19 protein-coding genes and 1 tRNA gene are annotated in these 18,410 nt (G+C 71.4%); 12 read left to right on the forward strand and 8 right to left on the reverse strand.

The annotated features are described in order from the left end of the window. Positions 1-25: 25 nt before the first annotated feature. Together ABD292_RS08835 and ABD292_RS08840 are read right to left on the reverse strand one after the other, a co-directional pair. Positions 26-904: a DMT family transporter gene (locus ABD292_RS08835; protein WP_344206567.1), complete on the reverse strand. Its 879-nt coding sequence runs from the start codon at positions 902-904 to the stop codon at positions 26-28. A gap of 184 nt (positions 905-1,088) precedes the next feature. Then, the gene (locus tag ABD292_RS08840; protein ID WP_344206568.1) at positions 1,089-1,916 is read right to left on the reverse strand and encodes an SAM-dependent methyltransferase; all 828 of its coding nucleotides are present in this window, start codon (positions 1,914-1,916) and stop codon (positions 1,089-1,091) included. A 182-nt stretch (positions 1,917-2,098) separates the two neighbouring features. On the opposite strand from ABD292_RS08840, the gene ABD292_RS08845 reads away from it, so the two are divergent. The 3 genes from ABD292_RS08845 to ABD292_RS08855 all read left to right on the forward strand — a co-directional run bounded on the left by ABD292_RS08845 (position 2,099) and on the right by ABD292_RS08855 (position 3,979). Next, positions 2,099-2,455 carry a PRC-barrel domain containing protein gene (locus tag ABD292_RS08845; RefSeq protein ID WP_344206569.1) on the forward strand — a complete coding sequence of 119 codons (357 nt, stop codon included), beginning with the start codon at positions 2,099-2,101 and terminating at the stop codon, positions 2,453-2,455. 108 nt (positions 2,456-2,563) lie between these two features. Continuing rightward, positions 2,564-2,938, forward strand: coding sequence for a VOC family protein (locus ABD292_RS08850; RefSeq protein WP_344206570.1), 375 nt, complete (start codon positions 2,564-2,566; stop codon positions 2,936-2,938). Between the two features lie 132 nt (positions 2,939-3,070). Next, positions 3,071-3,979: a DMT family protein gene (locus tag ABD292_RS08855; RefSeq protein ID WP_344206572.1), complete on the forward strand. Its 909-nt coding sequence runs from the start codon at positions 3,071-3,073 to the stop codon at positions 3,977-3,979. Here ABD292_RS08855 and ABD292_RS08860 read toward each other — a convergent pair. Next, complete coding sequence (locus ABD292_RS08860) at positions 3,954-5,108, reverse strand: FAD-dependent oxidoreductase (protein WP_344206573.1); 1,155 nt, start codon at positions 5,106-5,108, stop codon at positions 3,954-3,956. The two genes, ABD292_RS08855 and ABD292_RS08860, sit on opposite strands and share 26 nt — an antisense overlap. Before the next feature lie 63 nt (positions 5,109-5,171). On the opposite strand from ABD292_RS08860, the gene ABD292_RS08865 reads away from it, so the two are divergent. Then, positions 5,172-5,735, forward strand: coding sequence for a TetR/AcrR family transcriptional regulator (locus tag ABD292_RS08865; protein ID WP_344206574.1), 564 nt, complete (start codon positions 5,172-5,174; stop codon positions 5,733-5,735). On the opposite strand, the gene ABD292_RS08870 is transcribed toward ABD292_RS08865, so the two are convergent. Beyond that, positions 5,728-6,144, reverse strand: coding sequence for a VOC family protein (locus tag ABD292_RS08870; protein WP_344206575.1), 417 nt, complete (start codon positions 6,142-6,144; stop codon positions 5,728-5,730). The genes ABD292_RS08865 and ABD292_RS08870 overlap by 8 nt on opposite strands. A gap of 25 nt (positions 6,145-6,169) precedes the next feature. After that, positions 6,170-6,751, reverse strand: coding sequence for a GNAT family N-acetyltransferase (locus ABD292_RS08875; protein WP_344206576.1), 582 nt, complete (start codon positions 6,749-6,751; stop codon positions 6,170-6,172). Positions 6,752-6,857: 106 nt separating this feature from the next. On the opposite strand from ABD292_RS08875, the gene ABD292_RS08880 reads away from it, so the two are divergent. Genes ABD292_RS08880 through ABD292_RS08890 form a run of 3 tightly spaced genes read left to right on the forward strand, consistent with a single transcriptional unit; the run spans position 6,858 to position 10,289 of the window. Continuing rightward, positions 6,858-8,060, forward strand: a complete 1,203-nt coding sequence (locus ABD292_RS08880) for an acyl-CoA dehydrogenase family protein (RefSeq protein ID WP_344206577.1) — start codon at positions 6,858-6,860, stop codon at positions 8,058-8,060. A 7-nt stretch (positions 8,061-8,067) separates the two neighbouring features. Then, positions 8,068-9,231, forward strand: a complete 1,164-nt coding sequence (locus tag ABD292_RS08885; RefSeq protein ID WP_344206578.1) for an acyl-CoA dehydrogenase family protein — start codon at positions 8,068-8,070, stop codon at positions 9,229-9,231. Next, the gene (locus ABD292_RS08890) at positions 9,228-10,289 is read left to right on the forward strand and encodes an acyl-CoA dehydrogenase family protein (protein ID WP_344206579.1); all 1,062 of its coding nucleotides are present in this window, start codon (positions 9,228-9,230) and stop codon (positions 10,287-10,289) included. The genes ABD292_RS08885 and ABD292_RS08890 overlap by 4 nt, the downstream gene beginning before the upstream one ends. On the opposite strand, the gene ABD292_RS08895 is transcribed toward ABD292_RS08890, so the two are convergent. Beyond that, positions 10,248-10,856 (reverse strand): TetR/AcrR family transcriptional regulator, encoded by a 609-nt coding sequence (locus tag ABD292_RS08895; RefSeq protein WP_344206581.1) that lies wholly within the window; start codon positions 10,854-10,856, stop codon positions 10,248-10,250. The genes ABD292_RS08890 and ABD292_RS08895 overlap by 42 nt on opposite strands. Positions 10,857-11,025: 169 nt before the next feature. Here ABD292_RS08895 and ABD292_RS08900 point away from each other — a divergent pair, with 169 nt between their 5' ends. Then, the gene (locus ABD292_RS08900; protein ID WP_344206582.1) at positions 11,026-11,802 is read left to right on the forward strand and encodes a nuclease-related domain-containing protein; all 777 of its coding nucleotides are present in this window, start codon (positions 11,026-11,028) and stop codon (positions 11,800-11,802) included. Between the two features lie 123 nt (positions 11,803-11,925). Here ABD292_RS08900 and ABD292_RS08905 read toward each other — a convergent pair whose 3' ends face one another. Together ABD292_RS08905 and ABD292_RS08910 are read right to left on the reverse strand one after the other, a co-directional pair. Beyond that, entirely contained in the window at positions 11,926-13,299 is a 1,374-nt protein-coding gene (locus ABD292_RS08905) for a vWA domain-containing protein (protein WP_344206583.1), read from the reverse strand. Further along, positions 13,292-14,131 carry an AAA family ATPase gene (locus ABD292_RS08910; RefSeq protein WP_344206584.1) on the reverse strand — a complete coding sequence of 280 codons (840 nt, stop codon included), beginning with the start codon at positions 14,129-14,131 and terminating at the stop codon, positions 13,292-13,294. The genes ABD292_RS08905 and ABD292_RS08910 overlap by 8 nt, the downstream gene beginning before the upstream one ends. A gap of 100 nt (positions 14,132-14,231) precedes the next feature. Between ABD292_RS08910 and ABD292_RS08915 the strand changes: the two genes are divergently transcribed. The 4 genes from ABD292_RS08915 (at position 14,232) to ABD292_RS08930 (ending at position 18,363) form a co-directional block, all read left to right on the forward strand. After that, positions 14,232-14,305: transfer RNA gene (locus ABD292_RS08915), tRNA-Lys, on the forward strand. Between the two features lie 484 nt (positions 14,306-14,789). Further along, positions 14,790-16,034: an NsdA family TPR-like regulatory protein gene (locus ABD292_RS08920; RefSeq protein ID WP_344206585.1), complete on the forward strand. Its 1,245-nt coding sequence runs from the start codon at positions 14,790-14,792 to the stop codon at positions 16,032-16,034. A gap of 120 nt (positions 16,035-16,154) precedes the next feature. Then, positions 16,155-16,709, forward strand: a complete 555-nt coding sequence (locus ABD292_RS08925; RefSeq protein ID WP_344206586.1) for an Rv1352/Rv1906c domain-containing protein — start codon at positions 16,155-16,157, stop codon at positions 16,707-16,709. Positions 16,710-16,743: 34 nt separating this feature from the next. Next, the gene (locus ABD292_RS08930) at positions 16,744-18,363 is read left to right on the forward strand and encodes a DNA recombination protein RmuC (RefSeq protein WP_344206587.1); all 1,620 of its coding nucleotides are present in this window, start codon (positions 16,744-16,746) and stop codon (positions 18,361-18,363) included. Positions 18,364-18,410: the final 47 nt, after the last annotated feature.

Here is an 18,410-nt window from a genome sequence, read left to right on the forward strand (position 1 = left end):
CCGCCACAAGCGCTCCCACCGTGGCTCAGCCCGCTTCCGGCCGGGCCGCGAGCACCGCCACGGCGGCCAGCAGCAACGCGCAGCCGCACCAGGCCGGCGGCGTCAGCCGCTCGCCGAACAGCAGCACGCCGAGGAGCGCCGCGCCCACCGTCTCGCCCAGGGAGATGACCGAGACGGTGGTCGCGCGCAGCGCGCTCAGCGCGCGGAAGAACAGCCCGTACGCCAGCGCCGTCGGCACCGCGCCCAGGTAGAGCAGCAGCGCCACCGACGTCACGCTGACCTCGGGCAGCACGTCGCCGGCCGTCGCGAACGGCGCCAGGCACGCCGCGGCCACGACGAACCCGCCGGTCGCCGTGGCCGCGGCGTCGTCCTGGTGACGCCGGGAGAACAGCCGGGACAGCAGGGTCACCCCGGCGTACCCGGCGGCCGAGGCCAGCGCCCAGCCGATCCCGGCCGCGGAGGCGTCCGCCTCCCGCGCGGTCCCGGCCGTGAGCAGGACCAGCCCGGCCAGCGCGGCGGCCAGCGCGCCGAGCGCGATCCCGCTGAGCCGCTCGCGCAGCAGGAAGCGGCTGCCGAGCGCGGCGAACACGGGCGTGGCGCCCATGGTGACGACCGTCGCCACGGCCACCCCGGTGTGGGCGATCGCCGCGAAGTACGCGGTCTGGTAGACGGCCATCCCCGCACCGATCGGCAGGACCCGCCAGCTCAGCGGGCGAGGAGAGGCCGGACGGGGAGCGAGGAGGAGCAGGAAGGCGGCGCCGAGGAGATAGCGCCACAGGGACACGCCGACGGGGCCGAGCCCGCCGGTCTCGAACAGCAGCGAACCGGCCGCGCCGCCGGTGCCCCAGGCGGTGGCGGCCACGGACACGTAGACGGCGCCCCGCCGGGCGGAGACATGGGTCATGACAGGAGCTCTCCGGAGGAGGTGGTGGGAAAAGGGCCCGTACGCGGGCAGCAACCACCCCCGGATCGCCAGGACCCGGATGTCGCGTGAGAGGCCGCCCGCTAGCGGGCGGGGGGCGGAGAGCAGATCAGACGTCGCGGCACGCGGATCAGCGTAGCGGGGGCCGGGGCCGCGCGCCGGACATTTACGGCTTGCGGGCGACGCCGCCGAGCAGCAGCTCTTCCCAGGGCGCGAGCGGCCCCGGCACGCGCTCGTCGGGCCGCCACTCGGGGAAGTGCACCACGCCGGGCTCCTCCAGCACGAGGCCGTCGAAGTAGGCGGCGATCGCCTCCCGCTCGCGGAACCAGCCGGTGCCCATCGTGGCCTGGAGCAGCACCTCCAGGGCCTTGGCCTTGGGACTCGGCGAGGCCATGAAGTTGGAGGCGGCCAGGTAGCTGCCGGACGGCAGCGCCGCCATGTAGCGGCGCATCAGCCCGTGCGGGTCCTCGTCGTCGGAGAACAGGTGCAGCAGCCCGATCGCCAGGATCGCGGTGGGCTGCGACAGGTCGATGAGCCGGGTCAGCGTGGGATGGCCGAGCACGGCGGCGACGTCGCGGGCGTCGGCGGTGAGGGCGTCCGCGTACAGGTTGCCCTTCATGATCGCGCGGGCGTGCGGCTCGACCATGGGGTCGAGGTCGACGTAGACCACCCGGCAGAGCGGATGGGCGAACTGGGCGACCTCGTGAGTGTTCTCCACGGTGGGCAGCCCCGCGCCGAGGTCGATGATCTGGCGGATGCCCGCCTCGCGGACGAGGAAGTCCACGACCCGGCCGATGAAGGCGCGGTTGCACCAGACCAGGTCGACGACCTCCGGCACCGCGTCCTTGAGCCGGCGGGCGACCGAGCGGTCGACGGCGAAGTTCTCCATGCCGCCGAGCAGGGCGTCGTGCACCCTGGCCATGGACGAGCGCGAGGTGTCCACGCCGGGCGGTGCCCACTCCTGCGCCCACTCCTGCGCGCCGTCGAGACTCACCTGGACCCCTTGTCATGGTCGGATGCGCGGATCGTATCCACACCCGTAGCTCCGCCGCTCTGCCTGGCCGAGGTTCGTCAGGAGAGTCAGGTCGCCTTGTCAATTCTTGGCACGACGTTTGGACCCCCGTTGCCGGGTAGTGGACGTGAGCCCGAGGAAGAAGACGACGAGGAAGAGAGAGGATGAGCTACCTCATGGAGCTCTGGGACTATCGTCCTGACGTCTACGACCGCGGCCAGAGCCTGGACCTCGTGGGTTACCACGTCCAGGCGACGGACGGCAAGATCGGGTCCGTCGATGAGGCGACGTACGAGGTCGGCGAGAGCTACATCATCGTCGACACCGGCCCCTGGATCTTCGGCAAGAAGGTCATGCTCCCGGCTCAGGTCATCACGAGCATCGACCCTCAGGAGCGCAACGTCCACGTGGCGCGCACCAAGGCCGAGATCAAGGACTCGCCCGAGTTCGACGAGGCCAGGTTCAAGGAGCCCGAGTACCGGTCCCGTCTTGGGGACTACTACGGCCGGTTCCCGCGGTGATCCCTGACCTGCCGTTCAGAGGGGCCGCGCCCGTGAGGGTGCGGCCCCTCGCCGTTTCCGCACGCATACCTGACGGAAGATGACAGGTACGCCTGGAAGGCTCGAACCATGACGACGAAGGCGAAGCTCCTCGCGGTCTCCCTCGACTGCCAGGAGCCCAAGACATTGGCCGAGTTCTACCACGCGATCACGGGCTGGGAGATCACGTACGCGGAGGACGAGTACGCCGCCGTGAGCGACGGCACGACCAGCATCTACTTCGGCCGGATCGCCGAGCGCGAGCCGGTGGCCTGGCCCAGCCCGAACAAGCAGTTCCACTTCGACTTCCGGGTGCCGGACGTGGAGCGGGCGGCCGAGGAGTACGTCGCGCTCGGCGCGACCAGGCCCGAGTTCCAGCCCGGCATCACCGAGGAGGGGACGCGCTGGATCGTGCTGCAGGACCCGGCCGGGCACGCGTTCTGCGTCTGCCCCGAGCCATCCTGAAGGAAAGAAGTTCCCCCAGGTGGCGGGCGATATCTAGCTGATGTTCCACCGAAAGTATGATTCGTCCGCTCCGCTGTCCTCCTAAGCTGGAGCAATGCTCGTGCAAGGATCTCTGCCCCCGCGTCGGCGCCCATGACCTGGGCCGGCCTGCTCATCGCCCTGGTGGGAGCGCTGGGCTACGCGCTCGGCGCCGCGCTCCAGCAGTACGAGGCCGTGGCCGAGGGCGCCTCGCTCAAGCTGGTCCGACGGCCCCGCTGGTGGATCGGCGGCGTCATCGGCTTCGCCGGCGCCTGCCTGCACGCCGTGGCGCTCAGCCTCGCCCCGCTGGTCGTGGTGCAGCCGATCAGCGTGGCCACGCTGGTGTTCGCGGTGCCGCTGGCCGCGTTCATGTACGGGCGCAAGCCCTACCGGGCGGAGATCCTCGGCTCGCTCGCCGTGGCCGTGGGGCTGCTCTGGCTCATGCTGCTGGTGCCCGAGCACAACGTGACGCCGCATCTCGGCAACGGCGCGGCGCTCGGATTCCTGGCCGTGATCGGCGTGATCGTGCTGGTCACGCAGGTGGCGGCGGGCCGCATGAGCGGCGCGGGGCGGGCGATCGTGCTGGCCATCGGGGCCGGCGTGGTCACCGCGAGCGTGTCGACGTTCGTCAGGGTCGTGGGCGGCGGCCTGGAGGGAGACTGGGGGCGGCTCGTCCACTGGTTCACCCTCGCCGTGCCCGTGCTGCTGGTCTGCGCCGTGGTGCTGCTCCAGCGCTCCTATGCGGTGGGCTACTTCGGCATCGCGTACGCGGGCGTGCAGGTCATCGACCCGATCACCTCGGTGCTGGCCGGGGCGCTGCTGCTCGGCGAGCCGCTGCCGACCGCCCCGGGCACGGCGGTCCCCGCGCTGCTGGCCGCCGCCCTGACCATCGGCGGCACGATCACCCTGGGCCGCCTGGCCCCCGACCACACCCGTCCGGTCGTCCCGGCGAACCCGGCCGCCCCGATCGAGGCCACCGCCGGCTCCGGGAGCGCGGTCACGGCCGCCTCGGACGCGAGCTGACCGTCTCCTCCGGGGGCCGCCAGCCCAGCACCTCGTCCATCGACCGGACGAGCAGGTCGGGCCGCGCCCTCGCCCCCAGGCTCAGGGCGGCGTCACGGGCCGCGACGAGCAGCGGGTTGCGCAGCTTCGTGGCCCGGCAGACGTCCCACGAGCGGCGCATGATCCGCCGGGTGCGCGCCAGCCTGGCGGCGGTGTAACCGGCGAGGTCGCCGGCCGCGTGCGCCAGCACCACCGCGTCCTCGATCGCCTGGCAGGCCCCCTGGCCGAGGTTGGGGGTCATGGCGTGGGCCGCGTCGCCCACCAGCGCGATCCTGCCCCGGTGGTAGGCGGGCAGCGGCTCGGCCAGGTGGTACACGTCGTTCCGGATGATCATCTCGGGCCGCGCCGCTTGCAGCAGCGCGGGGATCGGCTCGTGCCAGCCGCCGAACCTGCGGATCAGCTCCTCCCGCTCGTCGGCGCAGGCCACGCCCTCGGGCAGCACGTCGGTGGCGTAGACGTAGACGAGGTCGCCGGCCAGCGGGCTCACCCCGAACACCCGCCCCCTGCCCCAGCTCTCGCTGACACCGACCTCCAGGCCGCCGCGCGGCACGAGACCGCGCCACGCCGTCACGCCCGCGTACGCCGGGCCGGGATGCCCGGGGAACAGCGCCCGCCGGGTGCGGGAGCGGATCCCGTCCGCGCCCACGACCAGGTCGGCGGGCAACTCCTCGCCCGCCTCGGTGCGGACCACGCCGGTCTCCGGGTCCGCCTCCGTCACCCCGGTGCCGAGGCGCAGGACGTCCGGGCCGAGCGCGCCGGTCAGGACCTCCATGAGCGCCGCCCGCGGCAGGACCACCACCGAGTCGTCGTAGCGGCCCGCCGCGGCCTCGGGCGTGGTGTGCGTGAGCCAGCGCCCGTCGGCGCGCCTGATCCCCACCTGGCCCTGGATGCGCGACAGCGCGCGGACGCGGTCGCCGAGGCCGAGCGTGTCGAGCGCCTTGAGCGCGTTGGCGGCGATCGCCAGCCCCGAGCCGACCGGCTCGATCGCGGGCGTCCGCTCCAGCACCGTCACCTCCCAGCCGCGCTGCCGCAGCGCGATGGCGCTGGTCAAACCGCCGATGCCGGCTCCGATGACGACGGCGTCCGCCATGTCAGGACCTCCTGCTCACTACGTCTGTAGTGTGAGCGTACTACGGGTGTAGTATCGGCTGCCATGAGACGTTCGGAGCTCGTCGCGGACACGGCCATCGCCCTGCTGGCCGAGCGCGGCATGCGCGGCCTCACCCATCGGGCGGTGGACGAGGCGGCGGGCCTGCCGCCCGGCTCCACGTCCAACCTCGCGAGGACGCGGGCGGCCCTGCTGGAGCTGACGCTGGCCCGGCTCACGGAGCTGGAGTCCGCGGTCTTCGCCCCGGAGGCGCTCGACCCCACGGTGGGCGTGGACGGGGCGGCCCGGGTGTTCGCGCGGGCGCTGCACGCGCAGCTCCTCGACCGCCGGCGTACGCTCGCCCGCTACGAGCTGGCCCTGGAGGCCACGCGCCGGCCCGAGCTGCGCGCGGTCTACGACCTCGCGGGCCGCCGCTTCCGCGAGGTCGCGGCGGCGCTGCTGGCCGCGATGGGCTCGGCGGAGCCGGCGCGGCACGCCGGCGAGCTCGTGGCCTTCGCCGAGGGCCTGATGTTCTACGCCGTCGCGGGCGCCGGCGGCCCGTCCGCCGAGGACGACCTGCGCCGCGCCGTCGCCGACCTGCTCACCGGCATGCTCCGCCCGGTCAGGTGAGCGTGACCGGGCCGGTCCGGCCGGTCAGCTCGGCCACCAGGCGCGGCGCCGGCTCCTTCGTCAGGGGGGCCGTCGCGCCGACGGCCGCCAGGGCCGGCCGGACCGCGCCGGGGTCGGGGCAGGCGACGGTCAGCGACACCGGCTCCACCCGTGGCAGGTCGTCCTCGGTCGGGTGCCGGGCGGCCCCCCAGTCGATGAGGAACGACCGCGGCCCGGCCGGCTCCTCCTGCTCGGGATCGGGCCCGATGACCTCCAGGTAGCTCCGGCCGCCGAGCCCGATGAGCCGGTTGCGGGTGCCGAGCCCCGGGTGCCGCCCGCCGACGGCGGCCCGCACGCCGAGCCGCCGCTCCAGCTCGGCCACGGTGGCGTCGAGGTCGGGGGTGGCGTACACGAGATGGTCCAGCTCCATGACCGGCATTCTCGCGCAGGGGGTCCTACGGGCGGCTCAGCAGGCGGGCGCGGTGCTCGGGCCACTCCTCGTCGAGGATGCCGAAGACGGCGGTGTCGCGCCAGGTGCCGTCCGGCCGCCTGCGGTGCCGGCGCAGCGTGCCCTCGTGCACGCCGCCGATCCGCCTGATGGCGTTCTGGGAGCGTACGTTGAGCACGTCGGTCTTCAGCATGACGCGGTTGAGCCCGAGCCCGAAGGCGTGCTCCACGAGCAGCAGCTTGCAGGCGGTGTTGACGGCGGTGCGCCAGACCGCGCGGCCGTACCAGGTCCAGCCGATCTCGACGCTGGCCTCGAACCCGGGCACGTCGCCGTAGGTCGTCCAGCCGACCGCCCGGCCGCTCTCCTTCGCGATCACGGCGAACGGGACGTGCTGGTCGTCGTGAATGAGGGACAGCGCCGTCTTGGCCAGCTCCTCCTCCGTACGCGGCGTGGTGACCGGCAGCCACCGCCACACCTCGTCGTCACCGCCGCCGGCGGCGAACAGGTCGGGGACGTGGGCGAGGGCGAGCGGTTCGAGCCGTACGACGTCGTTCTCGAGGACGACGGGCTGAGGGAGCGTGGCGGTCATGGGGCAACCCTAGGTGGCCCGGCTTGGCACGGATGATGGCCACATGACGGTTTTTATGAGGATCCACCTGTCGACACTCATACCGGCCGGTCGGTAGGCTCACGGCATGGACTTCGCCTATGACCAAGTCACCGAGGACCTGCGGGAACGCCTGCTGCGTTTCATGGACGAGTGCGTCTACCCCGCCGAGGCGGCCTTCGAGGAGCAGGCGGCCGACAGCGGCTGGAGCATTCCGCCCCTCCTGGACGACCTCAAGGACGAGGCCAGGAAGCGCGGCCTGTGGAACCTGTTCCTCCCCGGGGAGCACGGCGCCGGCCTGACGAATCTCCAGTACGCCCCGCTGGCCGAGATCCTCGGCCGGAGTCCCAGCATCGCCCCGGCGGCCACCAACTGCGCGGCCCCCGACACCGGCAACATGGAAGTGCTGGCGATGTTCGGCAGCGAGTGGCAGCGCAAGGAATGGCTGCGGCCGCTGCTCGACGGCGAGATCCGCTCCGCCTTCGCGATGACCGAGCCGGACGTGGCCTCCTCCGACGCCACCAACATCGCCACCTCCATCGTCCGTGACGGCGACGAGTACGTCATCAACGGCCGCAAGTGGTACATCTCCGGCGCGATGAACCCCAACTGCAAGATCTTCATCGTCATGGGCAAGACCGACCCGGAGGCGCCGAAGCACCGCCAGCAGAGCATGGTCCTGGTGCCCCGCGACACCCCCGGCCTGCACGTCAAGCGCGGCATGCACGTCTTCGGCTACACCGACGCCGACCACGGCGGCCACGCCGAGGTCGTCTTCGAGGACGTCCGCGTCCCGGTGGCCAACCTCATCGGCGAGGAGGGCGGCGGTTTCGCCATCGCCCAGGCCCGCCTCGGCCCCGGACGCATCCACCACTGCATGCGCCTCATCGGCATGGCCGAGCGGGCGGTCGAGCTGATGTGCCGGCGGGCGCTGTCGCGCACCACGTTCGGCAAGCCCGTCGCCCGGCAGGGCGTGGTCCAGGACTGGATCGCCGAGTCCCGCATCCGCATCGAGCAGCTCCGGCTGCTCGTGCTGAAGACGGCCTGGCTCATGGACACGGTGGGCAACCAGGGCGCCCACACCGAGATCCAGTCCATCAAGATCGCCACTCCGATCGCCGTGGAGTGGATCCTCGACAAGGCCGTGCAGGTGCACGGGGCGGGCGGCGTCTCCCAGGACTTCCCGCTGGCGGCGCTCTGGGCGCACGCGCGCACGCTGCGCCTCGCCGACGGCCCCGACGAGGTGCACAAGCGCTCACTCGCCTACCGCGAGCTCAAGAAGTGGATGTGAGGCAGAGGTGAACGAGGCGGAGATCAAGGAGCGGGTCGCGGAGTTCCTGGCCGGGCACGACCCGGCCGGGGACCGGCTGGAGTTCCTGCGGGCCAGGTTCGACGCCGGGCTCGCCTGGGTGTGGTTCCCCAAGGGGCTCGGCGGGCTCGGCGCGCCCCGCGAGCTGCAGCAGGTCGTCGAGCGGGAGCTGGCCGACACCCCGCAGATCAACGGCGGCAAGCAGGGCATCGGGCTCGGCATGGCCGCGCCCACGATCCTGGCGTTCGGCACCGAGGAGCAGAAGCGCCGCTTCCTGCGTCCCCTGTGGACCGGCGAGGAGATCTGGTGCCAGCTCTTCAGCGAGCCTGGCGCCGGGTCCGACCTGGCCACGCTCGCCACCCGCGCGGTACGCGACGGCGACGAATGGGTGGTGGACGGCCAGAAGGTGTGGACGTCCGGCGCCCACCACGCCCGCTGGGCCATCCTCGTCACCCGTACCGATCCGGACGTGCCCAAGCACCGCGGCCTCACGTACTTCGTGTGCGACATGCAGGCGCCCGGCGTCGAGGTGCGGCCGCTGCGGCAGATCACCGGCGAGGCCGAGTTCAACGAGGTCTTCCTCACCGGCGTACGGCTCTCCGACGACCTGCGGCTCGGCGAGATCGGCGACGGCTGGCGGGTCGCGCAGACCACGCTCATGAACGAGCGCGTGGCCATCGGCGGCGCGCCCACCCGGCGCGGCGGCGGCGTCATGGCGACGGTGCTCGACGCCTGGCGCGAGCGTCCCGAGCTGCGTACCCACGACCTGCACCAGCGGCTGCTGTCGCTGTGGGTGGAGGCCGAGGTCACCCGCCTGTCCGGCGCGCGGCTGCGCGAGCAGCTCGCCGCGGGGGAGCCGGGGCCCGAGGGGTCGGGGATGAAGCTGTCGTTCGCCAAGCTCAACCAGGCGCTGTCCGGCTTCGACGTCGAGTTCAACCGCGACCTCGGCTACGACGACTGGGCGTTCCGCCGATCCGAGGACGTCGACTTCTTCGGCCGCGGGCCCGGCTACCGCTACCTGCGGGCCAAGGGCAACTCGATCGAGGGCGGCACGTCCGAGATCCTGCGCAACATCATCTCCGAGCGGGTGCTCGGCCTGCCCTCCGAACCCCGCGTCGACAAGGACGTCCCCTGGAAGGACCTGCCGCGATGACCCTGCTGTACACGGAGATCGAGGAGGAGCTGCGCGCGAGCGTGCGGGCGCTGCTGGCCGACCGCTGCCCGCCGGCCGCCGTGCTCAAGCGGGTGGAGTCCGAGCCCGCCGACCTGGACCTGTGGAAGACGCTGGCCGGCGAGATCGGCGTGGCCGGGCTGCTGATCCCCGAGGAGCTGGGCGGCGCGGGAGCCGGTCCCGGCGAGGCTGGCGTGGTGCTGGAGGAGCTGGGCCGGGCCGTGGCGCCGGTGCCGTTCCTCACCAGCGCGGTGCTCGCCACCCGGGCGCTGCTGCCGACCAGGGACGCGCTGCTCGGCGAGCTGGCCGAGGGCCGGCGTACGGCGGCGCTCGCGGTGTCGTTCGCGGCCTCGCCGTACCGGCCGCAGCGCGGCTCGGAGGTGCGGGCGGAGGGCGGCCGGCTGTCCGGCACGGTGACCGGCGTCGCCGGCGCGGACGTGGCCGACGTGCTGCTGGTGCCGGTGGACGGCGAGCTGTACGCGGTCGAGGCGGCGGCGGCCCAGGTGACGGTGGTCCCGTCGCTGGACCTGACCAGGCCGGTCGCCACGGTGACCTTCGACCGGGCCGAGGCCCGGCACGTGGGGGCCTGCGACCTGGCCGCCGTGCTGCGGCTCGGCGCGGCGCTGCTGGCCAGCGAGCAGCTCGGCGTGGCGGAGTGGTGCCTGGAGACGACGCTCGGCTACGTCAAGGAGCGTCATCAGTTCGCCCGGCCCATCGGCTCGTTCCAGGCGATCAAGCACCGGCTGGCCGACCTGTGGCTGGACGTCGTACGGGCCCGGGCCGCGGCCCGCAACGCGGTGGCCGACCCCTCGGCCGTCTCGGTGGCCGTGGCGCAGGCGTGGAACGCCGGGGTCGCGGTGCGCGTGGCGGAGGACGCGCTGCAATTGCACGGCGGGATCGGGATGACGTGGGAGCACCCCGTACATCTCTATCTCAAGCGCGCGAAGTCCTCGGAGATCGCGCTCGGCACGCCGGGCGACCACCGGGCCGCCCTGGCCTCACTCGTCGACGTGCCCGGCCCCGAGGGAGGCGAGCAGTAGGTCGGCGAAGTGCCTGCCCACCTGGGCGCCGGTGAGCGGCCCGTCCGCGTGGAACCACGTGCCCAGGTGGTGCACCGAGCCGAAGAAGTAGTCGACGACCAGGTCGGCGGGGACCTTGCCGGAGAAGACGCCGGCGCGCTGCCCCTCGGCCACGAGGTCGCGGAAGCGCTCGTGGTAGCGGCGGCGTTCGGCGCGCACGGTCTTCTGGGTCTCCGGAGCGAGCAGGTGCATCGACCGGAAGAAGATCTTGGAGTCGTCGAGGTTGGCGGTCGTGGTCTCGACGACGTCGGCGGCGGCACGGTGCAGGCGCTGCTCGACCGTGCCCGAGCCCTCCGCGATCGCGGTGAGCCGGTCCATCTGCATGCGCAGGACCCGGCCGTAGATCTCGCGCAGCAGGTCGTCCTTGGAGTCGAAATAGTGGTACATGGCGCCCTTGGTGACGCCCGCCGCCACGACGATCTCCTGCACGGAGGTGCCCTCGAACCCGCGCTCGGCGAACAGCCGGGTCGCCTCGGCGAGCAGTCGCTGCCGGACCGGTTCGTCTTTCCCATGCTGCCCCTTGGTCACCGGGACAGCATACCGACTGGTCGGTAGACGCAGGGGGAACCCCTGCTTGCCGGTGCCAATCGTCTCACCTTAGGCTTGCCTTGGTTGCGAGCCGGGTATCCCTTGACCGGCGAGGGATCTTCGGCGTGGCAGATCCTGCACATTTCCTACTCTTTTGGGGGAGTTTGCCGTGCCCGGTGGCTCGATCTACGTGCAGCCAAGCGACAAGTACACAGGAAACTCCGCGCAGTGGTGGTACGAAAAACTGTGGCGTGAGGACGCCAAGAACCGCCGCAGGTCCCGATACGTCAAGACGGGCGTGGGGTTCGTCGTCGGCGTCGCGGTGGCCCTGCGCTTCGACCTCTCCGGAGCCTCGGTCGCGGTGGGCCTCCTGGTCGCCGCCCTCGTGGCCGCGGTCGACTGGTTCCTCGACTGGCGCGCCTTCTACGCCACCGCCGTCTGGCGCGGGGCCAAGCACGGTGAGACCATCACCGCCCGCATCCTGCGCCGCTCCCTGGGCCGGCAGGGCTACACCGTGCTCGACGGGCGCGCCGTCAAGGGCGAGGCGTCCATCGACCACCTGATCATCGGCCCCGCCGGGGTGTGGATCGTGGACAACGAGTCCTGGAGCCCCGACACCGACATCAACGTCTACGGCGGCCGGCTGTTCTTCGGCGAGAAATACGGCTCCACGTACGCGAGCAAGCTCGTCAAGACCGCCGAGTCGTTCGGCGACCTGCTGACCCGCGAGACCGGCGTCCAGGTGACGATCTCGCCCATGCTCGCGGTCCACTGCGGCCTGCTGCCCAGGGGCGGCGTCTTCGTGGCCGAAGGGCTCACGGTGCTCAAGCCGCGCGTGGCCCCCAAGGTCATCAAGGCCGTCGAGGGGCGCGTCTACACCGACGAGCAGATCGAGCTGCTCACCCGCACCGCGGCCAAGGAACTGCTCAAGGCCGCCGCCGTCTGAAGACTCGCCGTCTGAGGCTCGCCGTCTGAGACCTGCCTCCCCGCGATCCCGGCCCGGCCCCGGCCGGGATCGCCGCTCGTGCCGCCGGTCCATGGCCCGGCGGCACGACGGCTTCGCGGACCCTCAGGCCAGGGTCTCGATGAACGCGGTGAGCTGGGCGACGTTGCGGCACTCGTGCATCGGGACGATCGTGGCGTAGTCGCTCGCCACCGAGTCGCCGGTGTCCCACTGCGGCCGGGGCTCCGGGTTCAGCCAGTAGGCGTGGCGGGCCTTGCCGGCCAGCGACTTCAGCAGGTCGAGCGCGGGCGGCTGATAGTTGGAGCGGGCGTCGCCGAGGATCAGCAGCGAGGTCTTGGGACCGATCGCGTCGCCGTAGCGCTCGGCGAAGGTCTCCAGGCTGTGGCCGTAGTTGGTGCGGCCGAAGCGGACCATGTCGGCCTCGTTCGCGAGCCGGGTCATCGCCTCGACCACGTCGGCGCCGGGCTGGAAGAACCGGGTGATCTCATCCACGGTGTCCACGAAGCCGAACGCCCGCACCTTCGTGAACTGCTCACGCAGCGCGTACGTCAGCAGCAGCGTGAAGTGCGCGAACGACGAGACCGAGTCGCTGGTGTCGCAGAGGATGACCAGCTCCGGCTTGTGCGGCCGGGGCGGCTTGAAGTGCGTGGTCAGCGGGACGCCGCCGCTCTGCAGCGAGGCCCGCATGGTGCGGCGGAAGTCGAGCCGCCCGCGCCGGCCCTTCCTGTGCTTGATCGTCAGCCGCGCCGCCAGCCGCCGCGCCAGCGGGTGCACCTCCCGGCGCAGCCGGGACAGGTCGGCCTTGGTGATGCGCAGGAAGTCGATCTGGTCGAGCGGCGGGCGTACGGCGGAGCGGGCGATGCGCTCCACGCCGGAGTCCTCGGCGATGCGGCGGCGGACGTCGGTCGCCACCTCCTCCTCGAAGCGCCGGATGCCGGAGTTGACCCGCTGCCGCACGGTCTTCTCCGCCAGCCCGCCGCGTTCTTGCCCGGCCAGGACCTCGCGCAGGATGCGGGCCATCAACGTCTCGGGGGACAGGGCCCGCAGGACGCTGTAGGAGAACCAGTTCTGCCGGCCGGGCCCGGACGCATGCTGCCGCCCGAACCGGCTCACCATCGCCTGCGCGAACGCCCGCATCTCGGCCTCACCGCCGTCGGTCAGCAGCTGCGCGAGGTAGGCCCGCAGCTCCTCGACGGTCGCCGTCTCCGGGTCCAGCGGCTCCTCGCGCGGGGCGCGCATGCCCGTCGTCGTGGCCGGGAACCAGAGGTCGAACAGCACGTCGAACCCCGGCCGGTAGGCGGGCTTCTTGACCAGCGTCGCCGCGTACGCGGCCCGCAGCGACTCCCGGTCGGCCAGCTCGACCACGCGCAGCGCGTTGGCGGCGTCCAGCCCCTCGGCGACCGACACGGGCACCCCGGCCTCGCGGAGCGCCCGTACAAACCCGACGTGCCGGTCGACCAGCGAGCCGGTCTCAGGCATCGGGAAGCCCCAGCTCCTTGACCGCCCGCGTGTGGTCGGCGGCGTGCTTGAGCACCACGCCCAGGGTGCCCGCCACGGTGGCCTCGTCCAGCTCGTCCCTGCCGAGGGCGCGCAGGGTGTTGGCCCAGTCGACGGTCTCGGCCACCGACGGAGCCTTCTTCAGCTCCAGCGCCCGCAGCGTCGCGACGGTCCGCGCGAGCTGCTCGGCGAGGTCGCCCCGGATGCCCGGCACCTGGCTGAGCACGATGTCGCGCTCGCGCTCCGGCGTCGGGTACTCGATGTGCAGGTAGAGGCAGCGCCGCTTGAGCGCCTCCGACAGCTCGCGGGTGGCGTTGGAGGTCAGCACGACGTACGGCCGGCTCCGGGCCACGACGGTGCCGAGCTCGGGGATCGTCACCTGGAAGTCCGACAGCAGCTCCAGCAGCAGGCCCTCCACCTCGACGTCGGCCTTGTCTGTCTCGTCGATGAGCAGCACGGTGGGCCGCTCGGACCTGATGGCCTTGAGCAGCGGGCGCTCCAGCAGGAACTCCTCGGTGAAGATGTCGTCGTCGGCGCTGGTCGCCTGGATGCGGAGGAGCTGCTTCTTGTAGTTCCACTCGTAGAGGGCGCGGGCCTCGTCCAGGCCCTCGTAGCACTGCAGCCGGATCAGCTCGGACCCGGTCGCCGCGGCGACCGCCTTGGCGAGCTGCGTCTTGCCGACCCCGGCCGGGCCTTCCACCAGCAGCGGCTTGCCCAGCGCCGCGGCCAGGAACACCGAGGTGGAGATGGCGTCGTCGGAGAGATAGTCCACGGCGGCGAGCCGTTCCGTCACGTCGGCGGGCGAGTCGAACATCTATGCTCCTGTCTGCGGGCCGAACTTTATTCTAGCAACAGAGCGTCGCAGATGACCGATTCGACCAGGATGAGGATGACCGGTATATTCCTTCTCGCAGGCGCCGCTAGCTCAGTTGGTCAGAGCAGCTGACTCTTAATCAGCGGGTCCGGGGTTCGAGTCCCTGGCGGCGCACCGCACCAAAACCCAGCTCAGTACGCTGAGCTGGGTTTTTTGTGTTGGGGTGGGCACGGCGGCCCATCGGGCGTGGCCGGCCGCCGCCGCAGGGCGCTTCTGCTCGGCGATGCTCTCCTGCTCCGCGATGGCCTGGCACAACTTCACCAGGTCGTCGGCATCGACCGTACGGTGCGCGCCCGCGTCCTCGACCGCCCGGGGGAACGCCCGCTCGCGCGTCGCCCACCACCGTCCGGCATCACCGCGCATGATCCGCCATCCCGCGAACACCGGACGAGGGGCGGCAACAGTCCTATCGTGGGTCATGGGTCAGGACCACCATCCTGATCAAGGGGTCCGTACGGCGGTGCCAGCGTCTACGGACCCCGGTTTCGATCTCGTCACCTCCGATTACAGCGGTAAGTAATCCTTTGATCACAGATGTGATTGGGGGACACTAAGGGTCGTCAGCACGTCCCCCTGGTCTGACAGCGAGGTGTCAGCGGTGGTCACAGAACTCCCCGCCTGGGCCGTACGGCTGCGCGCTGAGCGCCGCAACCGGTTCTGGAGTCAGAAAGAGATGGCCCGACGCCTGGCCGAGGCCGCCGACGACGACGTACGAGCCCGACTCCCCTCGCGCGAGAGCATCGTCCGCCGCATCAAGGCGTACGAGGCCGAACACAACCAGCCCGACGACCCCTACCGCCTCCTGTACGCCCGCGCCCTCGGCCTCGCCGAGGACGAACTGTTCGAGCACAACCCTCGCAGCGTCGGGTTCGCCGGTGACGACGAGTGGGACGCTCTGGACCTGGCACGTCGCGTCGCCGCCACCGAGGTCGGACGGGAAACCCTCGAACGTCTGGAACTGGCGGTTGATGACCTAGCGGTGGCCTACCCGAGGATGCCGCCTCGCGAGTTGCTGGTGCGGGTGCGCCGTCACCTCTCCTACGTCTCCCAACTCCTGGACTCCAAGAAGACGCTCAGCGAGCATCGGCGGCTCCTGGTGGCCGGCGGCTGGCTCTCGCTCCTCGCCGCGACCTGCCTCATCGACCTGCGCCGGTTTCCGGCCGCCGCCGCACGGCTCCGAACGGCCGCCCAGCTCGCAAAGGAGTCAGAGCATCGGGAGATTGCTGCCTGGTGTCTGGAGACGGAGGCGTGGCAGGTCCTCACCGACGGCGACTTCGGGCAAGCCCTGGCCCTCGCCCAGGCGGCGCAACGAGTCGCGCCCGGCGGCAGCTCGGCGTACATCCAGGCGACCGCCCAGGAGGGCCGGGCCTGGGCACGCCTCGGCCGGGCCCGGGAGACCCACGAGACGCTGAACCGGCTGATGCGGCTCGTCGAACCTCTGCACGTCCCCGACCGGGCCGAACATCACTACCGGTACGACCCCGCCAAGTCCGACGCCTACCTCGCGACCACTTTGTGCTGGCTCGGTGATCCATCGGCCGAGCCGTACTCCCGGGGAGTGCTCGCCCGGCTGGAGTCGGCGACCGACGGCCCGCCACGGCCGCGCAGGGCCGTGGCCGCGCGGCTCGACCTGGCTCTGGCGCTCCTGGTCGCCGACCAGCCCGACGAGGCGGGACATCTGACTCTCGCCGCGATGACCAGCGGACTCCTCGTACCCTCCCACTATTGGCGGGCAGCCGAGGTGGTCAGTGGCCTGGAAGCAAGGCGTGCCCCCGAGGCCGCCGAACTGCGCGAGGCGTACCGCGAACTCTGCGGAGGCTCGGTAGTGCAAAACCGCTCGTAAATAAACAAATGTCGATAAGGGGGGTTATCGGAATTAATTTAGCGCTCATCAAGGAGCCTGAACCACAGTTCTCTCGTCAACCCCTTCGGGCTCAGAAGTCCGACCGCGAGAGGACTCGACATGACCAACCAGAACCTCGGCACGGGTCCTCACCCGCAGCCGCCGTACCAGCAGTCCTTCGCCCAGCCGGGCTGGCAGCCTGCTGCTCCCGTGGTGCCCCCGGCCCGGCCGGGCCGGCGTTTCCTGGCCCACGGTCTGACCGCGATCGTCTCGTTGACCATCGGCGTGGCGATCGGCGCGGGTGGCGACACCGGGACCTCGGCCTCCCCGCGCCCCGTCGTCACGGTGACCGAGACCGCGCAGGCCGAGTCGGTGCCTGCCGCGACAGAGACGGTCACCGCTGAGCCCGTGGTGGACCCGGAGGAAGAAGACGGCCCGCAGACCACCTTCTCCGGTGACGGTCAGTATCTCGTCGGCGAGGACATCAAGCCCGGCACCTACAAGACGGCCGGGGCGGACGGCTCCAACTGCTACTGGGCCCGCCTGAAGAACGCCTCCGGCGAGCTCACCGCCATCATCGCCAACGGCAACGTCCAGGGACAGACCAGAGTCGCCGTCAAGAAGGGCGAGTTCTTCGAGACCAACGGGTGCCAGGACTGGAAGCGGGTGGCCTGAGATGACTCCCTTCTCCCTTGTCGTACTGGCGATCGTGCTTGTGCTGGTCAGCGCCACGATCGCGTATCTGATCGCCCGTAGCCGCGCGGCGGACGAGCGCGTCGCGTTGAAGCTCGCCGAGGAACAGCGAGCCCAGGCCGCCGAGCAGGCGGCCGCGCTGCGCGCCGAACGGGACAGGGCCCAGCGGCAACTGGCCGATTTGAGCCAGGCACACACCACCGCCCTGACCGAGCGCAGGACACTGGACGAGCGACTCGGCCGGCTCGGTGCCGAGGTGGAGGCGACTCGGAGCAGCCTCCAAAGGAAGGCGGCCGACGCGGAGCGGCTGCGAGCGGAACTCCAGGCGGAGCAGGCGCGAGGAGCGGAAGCGGGTCGTCTTCTCCGCGGCACCGAACTCTCGATCACCGAGCTGAGGGCGAGGGAGTCGGTCCTGCGCTCGGAGATCCAGGACCTGAAGACGCAGCTTGCCGAGTTGGTCATGCAGAAACAGGCGCTGCTGGAGCAGGCCGCGACGGTGCAGGCTGTCCGCCAGGAGCTCGATCAGACCCGCTCGGACAACAACCGGCTCCTGGAGGAGACGCTGCGCGCGGCGACCAACCAGATGCTGAAGCAGTCTCAGGCCGAGCTGGTGACCAAGGCCGAGGCGACCCTGAGCGCGGCCAGCAAGCCGGTCCGTGATCAGCTGGCGGAGATGGACCGGCAGCTCAAGGAGTTCTCCACCACCCGCGTGGCGGCCGAGGCCACACTGAGCCAGCAGCTGATCACCCTGACCGAGGAAGGCCAGCGGACCCGGAAGGAGACCCGGGCGCTCGTCGAGGCGCTCAAGAAGCCGCAGGTGCGCGGATCCTGGGGCGAGATGCATCTCAAGAGGGCCGTGGAGCAGGCGGGCCTGGTCGAGCGGTGCGACTTCGACACCCAGGTCCACTTCGCCGACAGCGAGGGTTCACTCCGGCCCGACATGCTGATCCATCTGTCGGGTGGCAAGCACGTCGTCGTGGACTCCAAGGTTCCGATGGCCGCGTTCATGTCAGCGGTCGAGGCCGACGATGAGACCGAGACGGACAGGCACTGGGCCGACCATGCCCGGCAGCTGCGCCAGCACGTGGATGCGCTCGGGGGCAAGGAGTACTTCCGGAAGGTCGCCGCATCACCGGAGTTCGTCGTGCTCTTCGTGCCCAGTGACGCCTTCCTCCAGCCGGCGCTGGAGAAGGAGCCGGCCCTGCTCGAGTACGCGATCGCCAAGAACGTCCTGATCGCGACGCCGACCTCGCTCATCGCCCTGCTCCGCACCGTGGCGTTCGCGTGGACCCAGGCGGCGCTGCAGGACAACCTCAAGCAGGTGTACGAACTCGGCCGGGAACTGTACGAGCGGCTTTCGGTCATGGGCTCGCATCTGAACGCTCTGGGCAGGTCCCTCGACCGGTCGGTCAAGGCGTACAACGACACGGTCGGGTCGATGGAGGGGCGGGTCATGGTGACCGCGCGCAAGTTTCACACGCTCAAGGTCGTGGAGAGCCAACTGGTCGAGCTCAAGGCGGCCGAGCAGAGTACGCGACCCCTCGGCAGCCCCGAGCTCGTGGAGTCGGCGAGCGCCACGACGGGTGTCCGGGCGATCCCGCCGGCACCGGGCACGGAGAACGGGCTCGCCGGTTGAACATCGCGGGGGTCCTTCCCTTCGACGGGTGCCGGATGCGAATTGAC

Origin of the sequence: Nonomuraea bangladeshensis (assembly GCF_039529455.1) — a bacterium.
GTDB classification, from domain to species: Bacteria; Actinomycetota; Actinomycetes; order Streptosporangiales; family Streptosporangiaceae; genus Nonomuraea; species Nonomuraea bangladeshensis.

Coding starts and splice junctions, on each gene's coding strand:
- ABD292_RS08860 (WP_344206573.1), bottom strand. CDS start 5,108: ATGGCGGACGCCGTCGTCATCGGAGCCGGCATCGGCGGTTTGACCAGC.
- ABD292_RS08835 (WP_344206567.1), bottom strand. CDS start 904: ATGACCCATGTCTCCGCCCGGCGGGGCGCCGTCTACGTGTCCGTGGCC.
- ABD292_RS08925 (WP_344206586.1), top strand. CDS start 16,155: ATGACCAACCAGAACCTCGGCACGGGTCCTCACCCGCAGCCGCCGTAC.
- ABD292_RS08905 (WP_344206583.1), bottom strand. CDS start 13,299: ATGCCTGAGACCGGCTCGCTGGTCGACCGGCACGTCGGGTTTGTACGG.
- ABD292_RS08890 (WP_344206579.1), top strand. CDS start 9,228: ATGACCCTGCTGTACACGGAGATCGAGGAGGAGCTGCGCGCGAGCGTG.
- ABD292_RS08850 (WP_344206570.1), top strand. CDS start 2,564: ATGACGACGAAGGCGAAGCTCCTCGCGGTCTCCCTCGACTGCCAGGAG.
- ABD292_RS08870 (WP_344206575.1), bottom strand. CDS start 6,144: ATGGAGCTGGACCATCTCGTGTACGCCACCCCCGACCTCGACGCCACC.
- ABD292_RS08910 (WP_344206584.1), bottom strand. CDS start 14,131: ATGTTCGACTCGCCCGCCGACGTGACGGAACGGCTCGCCGCCGTGGAC.
- ABD292_RS08880 (WP_344206577.1), top strand. CDS start 6,858: ATGGACTTCGCCTATGACCAAGTCACCGAGGACCTGCGGGAACGCCTG.
- ABD292_RS08855 (WP_344206572.1), top strand. CDS start 3,071: ATGACCTGGGCCGGCCTGCTCATCGCCCTGGTGGGAGCGCTGGGCTAC.
- ABD292_RS08875 (WP_344206576.1), bottom strand. CDS start 6,751: ATGACCGCCACGCTCCCTCAGCCCGTCGTCCTCGAGAACGACGTCGTA.
- ABD292_RS08845 (WP_344206569.1), top strand. CDS start 2,099: ATGAGCTACCTCATGGAGCTCTGGGACTATCGTCCTGACGTCTACGAC.
- ABD292_RS08865 (WP_344206574.1), top strand. CDS start 5,172: ATGAGACGTTCGGAGCTCGTCGCGGACACGGCCATCGCCCTGCTGGCC.